The following is a 10,706-nucleotide window of genomic DNA, read 5'->3' on the forward strand; positions in this document are numbered from 1 at the left end:
CCCTCAAGGAGAGCCCTATGCCCTGGTATGCCTGGTTGATTCTGGTCGTTGCAATCGGCTCGATCGTTGGTGGTTTGATGATGCTGCGTGACACTGCCAACAAGGTCGAACTGACCGAAGAGCAACGTAAACGTGTCGCGGAACGCAACGCGGAAGCGGACGCCAAGGATGCGCAGGACCGCTAAAAAACTGCTGAACAGCTTCTGTAGGAGCGAGGCTTGCCCGCGAAGGCGATCTCAGGGACGCCTTCGCGGGCAAGCCTCGCTCCTACGTCCGATTATTTTTCCCAGTCGGCCTTGGCGATGTGCAAGCCATGCAGCCCTTTATACGCAGCACGTTCAGGCTGGCTCCAGCCCTCGAGCAATGAATCCTCCAACCGATAAATCTCCACGCCCAGCGGGCGACAGACGCTGAGCGGATCCTGCGCATCCGGCCCCCACATGGCCAGTGACAGGTCCCCTCCCGGACAGGTCGACAGCGCACACAGCAGATCGATCTCGGCAAAGAACTCCAGGTAATCGCCCTTCTGCGCCGGACAGGCCTTCATGAAGTACATGTCGTCGTGGTTCAGGCCCGTACACTGGAAAATGTTCAGCACGTCATGCACGTCGAACTCGGTCAGGCCATGGGGCAACACGGCGCGCGTCAGGTTGGAGTGGCAGTGATGATGGAAGTCCTCGCCGGTGAGCATTTTGTTCACATAGGGATCGCAGCGCGTACCCAGCAAATCGTGCAAACGCCCCCCATGTTCATCGATGCCGTAATCGGCCAGGCTGTCGTCGGTGATGGTCACCAGCGGTCGTAAAAAAGGCAGGTTCGACCAGAGCCGGTCATGGGTGCTGACATGGGCGCCCTGCAGTTGCCGGGTCCGCGCCGCCCACAAACGCTCGCGCGGGTCGTTGGCGTTCCAGACATTGAAGTCGCCGACTTGCGGGCCGACCGGCGTGGTCACACGAAACACGTGCCCGGCCGGCACGTTCCAGGCGCGACCGGTGCGGATCGGCACTTCAAACTGCTCGATCAGCGTGCGGCCTTCCCTGGTGTCGCGAATCCGTTCGTAGAAGGCTTTGTCCACCTGCAAGGCCGAGCCTTTGCTGACTTGATAGGCCGCCGGATAGTCTTTGTACATGACACACATCCTCGATCAGTGATGGGGGGTTGGGGCAAGCATTCGCAACAGAAGGTGTTCAGAGTCATCGAGGTAAGCGCTCATGGCGTCTGCGGCGGCGCGCTTGTCGCCCTCAGCGAGAAAGTCATGGATCTGCCGGTCGCGAGCCAGCCAGGGCGCCTGAAAACGTGATTCATCGGGCGCGGCGCAGAACGCCAGGCGCAGTTGCGCAACAACGTTGGTGAAAAACTCATCGAACAATGGGCTGCGCAGCAACCCGACGATGTGTTGATGAAACGCCAGGCTGTGGGTGCCGACGGCGCGCCAGTCCTCGCGTTCCCGGGCCAGCTCGGTGGCCTCCAGCGCCTCGAGCATCCGGCCCGATTGATCATCGCGCAATGGCGGGCTCACGCTGATGGCTTGCAGTTCCAGGGTACGCCGGACCTTGAACAAATCCCGAACATCATCCTGACCCAGCCTGCGCACCATCACGCCCTTGTTGCGCACGTAACGAGTCAGTCCATCCTGCCCCAGGCGGTGCAACGCTTCACGAATGGTGTTACGGGAGGCGTTGTAGGCAAACACCAATTCGTTTTCCACCAGCGCCATACCAGGCAGCAGGCGACCGCCTATGATGTCGGCGCGCAACTCCAATGTGATGTGATCGGCCAGGGACAGTCCACTGTTCATGCTCATCGCCTCGTGATTGTTCAACAATCGTCAGCTGACAAGTAATCACTATTCGTGCCAGCTGAATCGATGCGGCAGGACGAAGTTGGTCGCATCTGCATGCTTTTTAGAAGTAGAAGTACAGTCACCATCCCATTTTCATTGGTTAAGATGGCGCATTGTTGCGGAGATTTCAGATGCGTTACTCGCAGGACCATAAAGCCCAGACCCATCAACGCATCATCAAGGAAGCATCGGCGCGATTTCGCCGCGACGGTATTGGCGCGACCGGCCTGCAACCCCTGATGAAAGCGCTGGGGCTGACCCACGGCGGGTTCTACTCGCATTTCAAGTCCAAGGACGAACTGGTGGAAAAGGCCCTGCAGGCCGCCGGCGAACAGTGCGACGCCATCTGCGCCGAGCTGTTCGCGCAGGAGCACCCGCTGGAAGCATTCATCGACACCTATCTGTCTGAATGGCACCAGACGTCACCCGATCAGGGTTGCCCGCTGCCGACCATGTCCTCGGAGCTTGGCTTGCGCGGACAACCCAGTCCGACCTCTGACGTGGTGCTCAATTCGAGGCTGGAACAAGTGCAGGGCACGCTTGAAGGCGAAGATGCCGCCGACCGCAGCATCTTCATTATGTCGGCCCTGGTCGGGGCGTTGTTGCTGTCGCGCAGTGTCGAGAATCAGGAGATGGCCCAGCGGATTCTCGACGTGACACGCGAATTTCTCAAACAGCCCTGGGATTAATCCTGCCAGCGTTTGAAGAGCACGCTGGCATTGACCCCGCCAAACCCGAAGCCATTGGACAGTGCATATTCGATCGCCATCGGCCGCGCCTGACCGTGGACGATGTCCACGCCTTGCGCCGCCGGGTCCGGGTTTTCGAAATTGAGGGTGGGCGGCACGACTTGATCGCGGATCGCCAACAGCGTGAAGATCGCCTCAATCCCGCCCGCCGCCCCCAGCAAATGCCCGGTGGCGGACTTGGTCGATGTCACCGCGATCTTGTTGTCCGAACCGAACAATGACTTGATGGCCGCCAATTCTCCAAGGTCCCCAACCGGGGTCGAGGTGGCGTGAGCGTTGAGATGCTGCACCTGTGCGGCAGAAATGCCCGCCTGGGCCAGGGCCAGCGACATTGCCCGACGCGCGCCGCTGCCATCTTCGGGGCCGGCAGTCAGGTGATAGGCATCGGCACTGGTGCCGTATCCGACCAGTTCGGCCAAGGGCTGAGCCCCACGGGCAAGGGCATGTTCAAGCGATTCGATCACCAGAAGGCCAGCACCTTCCCCCATCACGAAACCATCACGACCACTGTCGAATGGCCGAGAGGCACGCTCCGGGGTGTCGTTATAACCACTGGACAAGGCACGCGCAGCCGCGAAGCCGGCGAGGCTGACCCGATCGATCGCGGCTTCCGCGCCCCCGCACACGGCGATATCCGCCTCACCACAACGAATCAGCCGCGCCGCATCGCCAATCGCCTGGACCCCGGCCGCGCACGCTGTCACCGGAGCACCCAGCGGGCCTTTGAAACCATGCTGGATCGACACATGACCGGCCGCGAGGTTGACCAGAAAGGAAGGAATGGTAAATGGCGACAAACGTCGCGGACCGCGGCTGTCGGTCGTACGGACCGCATCGGCAATTGCGCCGAAACCACCCACGCCCGAGCCGATAATCGTCGCGGTGCGCTCCTGAGCATTAGCGTCTTGCGCTTGCCAACCGGACTGCTCCACCGCCTGGCGTGCGGCCTCCATGGCAAACATAATGAAGCGGTCCATTTTTTTCTGCTCTTTGGGCGGCGTCGCCCGGTCCGGGTCGAAACCCGCCTCGGGATCTTCCGTCATGGAGAGCACCGCGCCGCCGACCTTGGCCGGCAGATCAGCGACCACTTCGTCAGGCAACTGACGCAACCCGGAGCGTCCAGCCAACAGGCGCCCCCAGACCACCTCGACATCGCTACCCAGCGGGGACACCAGGCCCATGCCCGTTACAACCACTCGACGATTACTCATACCGCAATTACCTCAAGCCGATTGAAGACGCCTCACTTGTAACGCGTGGCGGCCGTACTTTTGGAAAGATTCGGGGCCATGACCAGGCGGGCTTTTACAAAGTCATCCCACTCGGAGGCGTTCGGCAACGATGGAATGGTGATCAACTCACCCTGGTCCAGACCGGACAATGCCGCATCGACCATCTCCCCGGCTTCCATCACCATGTCTGCGGGAATCTGAGTAGCGTCGATACCGGAGCGCTCCCAGATTTCAGTGCGTGTTACGCCTGGCAACACGGCCTGGACCTTGACCCCGGTACCGTCCAGTTCCGCGTTCAACGACTGCGTCAGACTTAACACATAAGCCTTGCTCGCGCTGTAAGTCGCGTTGAATCGCTCAGGAAACAACGCCACTACCGAGGCGATATTGATGATCGTGCCACGGCCAGCCTTTGCGAAAGCGGCGGCCGCTGCCGATGCCAGGCGCGTGACGGTGGTGACGTTGAGCTGGATCAGCTTTTCCATCTGGTCCATGTCGGAATTGGCCAATAGACCTTCTGCTGCGACACCGGCGTTGTTGAGCAGCAGGCTGATACTCGAATCGCTGCGCAGACGCTGCTCAATCTTCAGAACGTCATCTTTTTGTGTGAGGTCTGCCTTGAGCACTTCGACCTGGACACCATGCTCGGCGCGCAACTTGCTCGCCGCTGCCTGCAAGCGTTCCTCGTCGCGAGCGACCAGCAACAGATCAAAACCACGCGCCGCCAACCGCTCAGCGTAGATGGCGCCGATTCCGGAGGAGGCTCCGGTGACGAGGGCGGTTCCTTGGGTCTGGACAGAATTCATGAGCGTGCTCCTGGGAGGATGCGATTGGAAGATGAGCGTCTGCTTTGGCAGACTCAGGAATTATTATAGGCATAATCCAAAGACAATATGATAGCCGTAATTTTTTACATGCCGATAGAAGGCAAGCCGCCGTCCTTAACGCCAAAATGCAAAAAGGCCGGTCAATGACCGGCCTCTTGGGCGTTTATCTAAAGCTTAGTTCACTTCCAGCTTCTCGCGGTTCTTATCCAGAATCGCCTTGCCTATCCCCTTCACTTCCAGCAGCTCGTCTACGGACGAAAAAGGCCCATTACTGTCACGATAAGCAACAATCGAATCTCTGCCCCCCGAAAACAGAAAGGCCGGTCAATGACCGGCCCCTTGGCGTTGAACAATCAGCTTAGTTCACTTCCAGCTTGTCGCGATTGCGATCCAGTATCGCTTTTCCGATGCCTTTCACTTCCAGTAATTCATCCACGGATGCAAACGGCCCGTTTGTTTCACGATAGGCAACAATCGCTTTCGCCTTGGCCTCGCCCACGCCTGCCAGTTCCTTTTGCAAGGTAGGCACGTCAGCCTCATTGAGATCTATTTTCTGACTCGCCGACATGACGGGTGTATCCATCGCCGAAGAGGTCTGGCTTAGATCCGAGCTGACGACGGGGCCCGCAATCGTGGCAATCGAAACACTGGTGAGCAGGGCGAAAACCAAAGAATAGAAACAACCGATACGCATAAGTGCAGCTCCATGACATCCATTGGGAAAGCAGCATTTCCTAACGCTGCTGACCCAAATCTAGGCCATCTCCGGCTGGAGTCAAAACTGCAACTATTACAGGATATGAGACAGTTAAGGCTCTAGACGGCGCTGCTGATAGATCCAGTCGACAATCTCACCGTCCGGGGTATACCCGCTCACCGTTTCGCGCAGCAACTGGCGAACACGTGCGTAATCGTCATGCTCAACTGCAGCGAGCAGGTCAATCAGTCGACTTTTAAGAGTATCCCAAGACAAGTAGTCCTCATTGGCGGTCATGATCATCGGGTGCTGGGTGGCGGAGACGTTGTCGCCTATCAATAGCTCCTCGTAGAGCTTTTCGCCGGGACGCAGCCCGGTAAACTCTATAGCAATGTCGCCATGCGGGTTTTTCTCCGAGCGCACACTTAATCCGGACAGATGAATCATTTTTTCCGCGAGTTCAACGATTTTTACCGGCTCGCCCATATCCAGGACAAATACATCACCGCCCTGGCCCATTGACCCCGCTTGGATCACGAGTTGTGCCGCCTCCGGGATGGTCATGAAGTAACGAGTGATTTTCGGGTGGGTGACCGTCAACGGCCCACCGGATTTGATCTGCTTGTGGAAAAGCGGAATCACCGATCCGGAAGAGCCCAGAACATTACCAAAACGCACCATCGTAAAGCGGGTCTTGTTGACCCGGGAAACATTGGAATTGTCACCGAAAAGAACCGGAGCGACTTCCCTGCTTAGAGCCTGCAATGTCAATTCGGCCAAACGCTTGGTACTGCCCATGACATTCGTCGGACGTACTGCCTTGTCTGTAGAGATCAATACGAAGTTGGCAACGCCGGATTGCAATGCGGCCTGCGCGGTGTGAAGCGTGCCGATGACGTTATTCAGGACGCCCTCTGCAATATTGTGCTCCACCATTGGCACATGCTTATACGCTGCGGCGTGATAAACAGTGTCTACCCGCCAGGTACGCATTATTTCCAGCAACTTCTCCTGGTTACGAACAGAACCCAGTATAGGTATCACCCGAACCGACGAGGACTCGCGGGTCACTCGCTGTTCCAACTCGGACAAAATGCTGTAGAGGTTGAACTCGCTATGTTCGAAAAGTAAGAGAGTCGTAGGCCGTAATGCCAGAATCTGCCGACATAGTTCAGAACCAATCGATCCACCGGCGCCGGTTACAAGAACCGTCTGAGACTGGATGCAATGCTCTAGCAAATCCTCTTGGGCAGGCACAGCGTCCCGCCCCAGCAGATCGGCGATATCGACTTCCTGAATATCATCGACTTTCACACGACCGCTGGCCAGGTCCATGAACCCGGGAACACTTCTTACATGTAATGGATAGCTCTCCAGCAATCCGAGGATTTCCCGGCGTCGAGCGCGAGAGGAAGAAGGCACCGCCAGCAGGATTTCCTGAGCGCCCGTCGCGTCGATCATCTGCTGTATATGTTTTGGCTTATACACCTGCAATCCGGAAATGACGCGATCGGCAATGCTGCTGTCGTCGTCAATGAACGCCACCGGACGCATGGCTCTGCCCATGCGCAATGCAGCAACCAGCTGGTTGCCGGCTGCACCGGCGCCATAGATCGCAACTTTCGGCAGGCCGTTGTCCCGACTGGTAAAAGGTACATGCTGAGCGGCGGAGAACCAGTCGCCCAGAAAGTACTGACGCATTGCCAACCGCAATCCACCAATCATGATGAGACTGAGCCACCAATAATTGAAAATGATCGAGCGCGGAACAACGTTCTGGTGATTGCTGTACCAATAGACAACAACGCCCAGGATCAAAGAGGACAGACTGACAGCCTTGATAATGGCAATGAGTGCGTCATTACCGAAATAGCGCATTACCGCGCGGTACATTCCAAAGCGTATGAACAGCGGAATTGCAACGACAGGCGCACTGATGAACAACCAGAGGTGATGTGTAAAGGGATTGACCATTTCGTCGATTCCCAGGCGCACGACAAATGACATCCACAAGGCGAACCAAACCAGAAGGATATCGGTTACCACCTGCAAAATTCGTTTCTGTCGACGCGGAAGGTTCAACAAAAAAGCTTTTATCTTATCCATAACCTCGTTGAACACCTTTCAGCTCCTGAAACAAAAAACAAATATTCGCGCGCTAGAATTTCTGGACTCGCACGCTCTGCCGCGAAAAGCGCACAGCCCAGTGCGGTTACTCCAACACACCCGCCTTGAACTTGATGGCGAGAAAAACCAGAGGCACGTACGCCAAAACAAGCCCGGCCAGCCCATCCAAGCCTAGCACTGCAACGCTGAACCCTATCGGTAGCAGCCACACTATATTGATCAGTCCCACGGCCAACGTGACAGGGAGATGCTTGCCATAGCGGCGCGATGCGAACTGATAGGCGTGACTGCGATGGGCTTCGTAGACTTTGTCGCCCCGCAACAAACGTCGAACAAGCGTAAACGTTGCATCAACCACGAACACTCCCAGCAGGATCAGCCATACCCAGAGAAACTTGGGCGCCGCCCAGGCCGCCTGAAGCGACAAAGCACCGAGCATGATACCGAGAAAACCACTCCCTGCATCCCCCATGAAAATGCGCGCAGGCGGGAAGTTCCAGTAGAGAAAGCCAAGCACAGCCGACGCCAGGAGCAAGGGCGCCCATGCCAAGTCGGCAAATCCGGAGTACCAGTAGATCAGGCTCGCACCGAGGCACGCACACAGCGCTTCGACACTGGCGATACCATCGATGCCATCCATGAAGTTGTAAAGATTGAGCATCCAGACCAGATAAACGGCGGCCAGCGCGGATCCCAACCAGCCAAGATTGACCGTAAACCCTAACAGATCAATGGCCGGCAGCCCCCCCAACCAGTAAAGCACCCAAGCGGCTGCGGTGAAGTGCCCGAGTAACCGCCAACGCGCAGCGATGTGCCCATGATCGTCGAGAAATCCCAGTACAGCGACACCGGCGCCTGCACCAAAGAGCGCAATGGTCACCGTCCACGACAAACCATCCGCCCCTGCGGATAAAGGCAGGGCCGCCAGAAAACTCAACACAATGGCAACGCCTCCGCCTCTGGGGGTAGGAACCGAATGTGAACTTCGCGCGTTCGGGATATCAATCAGGCTGCGACTCAACGCGTAGCGTCGCAAGAACCCTGTCAAAACCAACGTCATCAACAAGACAGTAAGCGTCAACCCAAGCAGGACAGTCATCAACAACTCCATTTCGCCCGCCCTGATCCACAGAGCATTGGCATCAAACTCATTTTGACTTTGTTCTAAAGTCGTTCGCGGTCTTGGCCAGACCTTCATCCAGACTCTTGATCGGAGACCACCCCAGCACTTCACGGGTCTTGTTGATATCCACTTGAAGAGAGCCGTTGAGTCGCTGCGCGATATCCGCTCTGCCGAGAAGCGTCGCAGTAATATTCATGAGCACAGCCGGAACAGGTATCAACCGGGCCGGCTTTCCGAGTGCTCCAGCCATTCGGCTGAGCAGTTCGGTGGTGGAAACATCTTCACCGTCGCTGACCATGAACGTCTGATTGGCGGCCGCGGGGTGATCCAGGCACGTCATGATCAGATCGACAAGATTATCCAGTGACACCAGACTGCGCTTATTGCGAATCGCACCAAACGGCAAAGGAATGCCCTTGTCGAGCCAACTCATCATGCTCCTGAAGTTGGCCTTCACGCCCGGTCCGTAAATCAGAACGGGGCGAATAATCACGACTTCAATCCCGGTCTCTTGCGACAAGCGCATCAAACCCTGTTCGGCCTCCATCTTGGAAATACCGTAGGGGTCCAGAGGCGCCGGCACATCGTCAGACTTAAAGGGCGAGCCTGGAGCAGTCGCTTCACCATTGACCTTGATAGAACTGACAAAAATGAAACGTCGCACACCTGCCGCCGCAGCTCGCCGCGCCAGATCCAAAGTCAAATCAACGTTGACGGCACGAAATTCCGCCAAAGGATCGACTGAGGTGTCATTCATGACGTGCACTCGAGCTGCGCAATGAACAACGGCTACGACGTCGTCAAAAGGCACACTCGAAAGGTCGGCACCTTGCTCGGGCATTACCGAGATTTGCACTTGCGACGCAACACTGGCGTTACGTTGTCGGACAAGCGCGACAACCTGATGCTTTTGACTCAGCAGACGCTCGACCAAGGCACTGCCGACGAATCCGGTAGCACCGGTTACTAGAATTTTATCGCTCATCGGGAGGCGGCCTCCAGCTTCCGATAAATATCCAGATGCTGCTGCACCACCTTGCCCAGATCGAATGCTTCCTGGGCCAGACGCCGTCCCGCCGCCCCCATGCGTTGGCGCATCGGCGTGTCCTCAATCAATCGCTGCAGCGCATCGGCCAGGGCAACTGAGTCCTTAACAGGAACCAGCAGACCTGTAATGTCACGCTCGATTGCATCTCGGCAGCCAGGAACATCAGTGGTCACGACCGCTCTCCCGCAGGCAGCCGCTTCGACCAGCACTTTCGGCAACCCTTCGCGATAGGAAGGCAAGACCACAATATGCGCCGCCGCGAAAAGCGTCGAAATATCCTGGCGGTACCCCAGCAGCTCAACCATATCTTCTTCTCGCCAGGCCAGCATTTGCGCCTCAGTGATCGTGGCGGGATTACCGGGATCAACGTCCCCGATCAGCTGGAATCGGGCATTGACACCCCGTGCCTTGAGAAGACGCGCCGCTTCGACAAACTCGACAACACCCTTGTCACGTAGCAGGCGCGCCGCCAAGCTGACAACCGGCGTGTCGGTTTCGATCTCTGGCTCAAACGCATAATGCTCCAGACTCACTCCGGAACCGCGAATCATCTCCGCCTTTGCACGATCCAGGGCGCCCATTCGAATCAGCAAATCGCGATCATCCGGATTCTGGAAAATCACGCGTAGGTTCTTCTTGCCCAGCGCCAATCGATAGAACGTGCGGACAACAGTGCGCAAAACAGAGGCCTTGAGGCCTTTGGACAGAAAGACAAAACCCAATCCAGACACTGCGGCAACAACACTTTTCACAGGCGCCAGGCGCGCGGCAATACCACCGTAAATGACCGGTTTGATGGTGACCAGATGCAGTACCTGCGGCCTGATTTGCCAGAGTAAGCGCCATATCGCGAACAGCGTCAGAAACTCGCGCAGCGGATTACTCCCGCTGCGGGACAAAGGCAAAACATGATGCACGAAGCCACGCTCAGTGATCGTCTTCACCGCATCCCCTTCCATACTGGCAACATGAACCTCATAGCCGGCGCTTTGCGCGCCTTCGGCCACGGCCATACGATGGGATACGAAGAAGCCTGGGTCATTGACTATCATCAAGAAAG

The 10,706-nt window shown here is 57.1% G+C and carries 11 protein-coding genes and 1 pseudogene; 2 read left to right on the forward strand and 10 right to left on the reverse strand.

Annotated features, from left to right (window positions below; translation table 11 throughout):
- Positions 1–17 precede the first annotated feature (17 nt).
- A complete protein-coding gene (locus tag FHL16_RS07695; RefSeq protein ID WP_010461642.1) occupies positions 18–185 on the forward strand; it encodes a DUF2897 family protein in 168 nt (55 codons plus the stop codon).
- Between the two features lie 92 nt (positions 186–277).
- Here FHL16_RS07695 and FHL16_RS07700 read toward each other — a convergent pair whose 3' ends face one another.
- Both FHL16_RS07700 and FHL16_RS07705 read right to left on the reverse strand, forming a co-directional pair.
- Positions 278–1,129 carry an urea carboxylase-associated family protein gene (locus FHL16_RS07700; protein ID WP_077747932.1) on the reverse strand — a complete coding sequence of 284 codons (852 nt, stop codon included), beginning with the start codon at positions 1,127–1,129 and terminating at the stop codon, positions 278–280.
- A gap of 15 nt (positions 1,130–1,144) precedes the next feature.
- On the reverse strand, positions 1,145–1,798 hold the full coding sequence (locus FHL16_RS07705) for a GntR family transcriptional regulator (protein ID WP_077747933.1): 654 nt from the start codon (positions 1,796–1,798) through the stop codon (positions 1,145–1,147).
- Positions 1,799–1,974: 176 nt separating this feature from the next.
- Here FHL16_RS07705 and FHL16_RS07710 point away from each other — a divergent pair, with 176 nt between their 5' ends.
- Positions 1,975–2,532, forward strand: coding sequence for a TetR/AcrR family transcriptional regulator (locus FHL16_RS07710; protein ID WP_077747934.1), 558 nt, complete (start codon positions 1,975–1,977; stop codon positions 2,530–2,532).
- Here FHL16_RS07710 and fabF read toward each other — a convergent pair.
- From fabF to FHL16_RS07750, 8 genes and pseudogenes are all read right to left on the reverse strand, one after another.
- Positions 2,529–3,803 (reverse strand): beta-ketoacyl-ACP synthase II, encoded by a 1,275-nt coding sequence (gene fabF, locus FHL16_RS07715; protein ID WP_010461652.1) that lies wholly within the window; start codon positions 3,801–3,803, stop codon positions 2,529–2,531. The genes FHL16_RS07710 and fabF overlap by 4 nt on opposite strands.
- Positions 3,804–3,835: 32 nt before the next feature.
- A complete protein-coding gene (locus tag FHL16_RS07720; protein WP_077747935.1) occupies positions 3,836–4,630 on the reverse strand; it encodes an SDR family NAD(P)-dependent oxidoreductase in 795 nt (264 codons plus the stop codon).
- 195 nt (positions 4,631–4,825) lie between these two features.
- Positions 4,826–4,945: pseudogene (locus FHL16_RS07725) on the reverse strand (ComEA family DNA-binding protein); the annotation flags it as partial.
- Positions 4,946–5,009: 64 nt separating this feature from the next.
- The gene (locus FHL16_RS07730) at positions 5,010–5,345 is read right to left on the reverse strand and encodes a ComEA family DNA-binding protein (RefSeq protein WP_077747936.1); all 336 of its coding nucleotides are present in this window, start codon (positions 5,343–5,345) and stop codon (positions 5,010–5,012) included.
- 114 nt (positions 5,346–5,459) lie between these two features.
- Complete coding sequence (locus FHL16_RS07735; protein ID WP_077748029.1) at positions 5,460–7,454, reverse strand: polysaccharide biosynthesis protein; 1,995 nt, start codon at positions 7,452–7,454, stop codon at positions 5,460–5,462.
- 106 nt (positions 7,455–7,560) lie between these two features.
- Complete coding sequence (locus FHL16_RS07740; RefSeq protein ID WP_077747937.1) at positions 7,561–8,574, reverse strand: MraY family glycosyltransferase; 1,014 nt, start codon at positions 8,572–8,574, stop codon at positions 7,561–7,563.
- Positions 8,575–8,623: 49 nt separating this feature from the next.
- Complete coding sequence (locus FHL16_RS07745) at positions 8,624–9,583, reverse strand: UDP-glucose 4-epimerase family protein (protein WP_077747938.1); 960 nt, start codon at positions 9,581–9,583, stop codon at positions 8,624–8,626.
- Positions 9,580–10,698, reverse strand: a complete 1,119-nt coding sequence (locus FHL16_RS07750; protein ID WP_238706161.1) for a glycosyltransferase family 4 protein — start codon at positions 10,696–10,698, stop codon at positions 9,580–9,582. Before FHL16_RS07750 ends, FHL16_RS07745 begins: the two co-directional genes overlap by 4 nt.
- Positions 10,699–10,706 lie beyond the last annotated feature (8 nt).

This window comes from Pseudomonas sp. FSL W5-0299 (assembly GCF_005930655.1).
GTDB lineage: Bacteria > Pseudomonadota > Gammaproteobacteria > Pseudomonadales > Pseudomonadaceae > Aquipseudomonas > Aquipseudomonas mandelii.

Excerpts from the sequence above, each read along its gene's own strand:
- FHL16_RS07695 (WP_010461642.1), top strand. The coding sequence starts at position 18 with ATGCCCTGGTATGCCTGGTTGATTCTGGTCGTTGCAATCGGCTCGATC.
- FHL16_RS07700 (WP_077747932.1), bottom strand. The coding sequence starts at position 1,129 with ATGTACAAAGACTATCCGGCGGCCTATCAAGTCAGCAAAGGCTCGGCC.
- FHL16_RS07705 (WP_077747933.1), bottom strand. The coding sequence starts at position 1,798 with ATGAACAGTGGACTGTCCCTGGCCGATCACATCACATTGGAGTTGCGC.
- FHL16_RS07710 (WP_077747934.1), top strand. The coding sequence starts at position 1,975 with ATGCGTTACTCGCAGGACCATAAAGCCCAGACCCATCAACGCATCATC.
- fabF (WP_010461652.1), bottom strand. The coding sequence starts at position 3,803 with ATGAGTAATCGTCGAGTGGTTGTAACGGGCATGGGCCTGGTGTCCCCG.
- FHL16_RS07720 (WP_077747935.1), bottom strand. The coding sequence starts at position 4,630 with ATGAATTCTGTCCAGACCCAAGGAACCGCCCTCGTCACCGGAGCCTCC.
- FHL16_RS07730 (WP_077747936.1), bottom strand. The coding sequence starts at position 5,345 with ATGCGTATCGGTTGTTTCTATTCTTTGGTTTTCGCCCTGCTCACCAGT.
- FHL16_RS07735 (WP_077748029.1), bottom strand. The coding sequence starts at position 7,454 with ATGGATAAGATAAAAGCTTTTTTGTTGAACCTTCCGCGTCGACAGAAA.
- FHL16_RS07740 (WP_077747937.1), bottom strand. The coding sequence starts at position 8,574 with ATGACTGTCCTGCTTGGGTTGACGCTTACTGTCTTGTTGATGACGTTG.
- FHL16_RS07745 (WP_077747938.1), bottom strand. The coding sequence starts at position 9,583 with ATGAGCGATAAAATTCTAGTAACCGGTGCTACCGGATTCGTCGGCAGT.
- FHL16_RS07750 (WP_238706161.1), bottom strand. The coding sequence starts at position 10,698 with ATGATAGTCAATGACCCAGGCTTCTTCGTATCCCATCGTATGGCCGTG.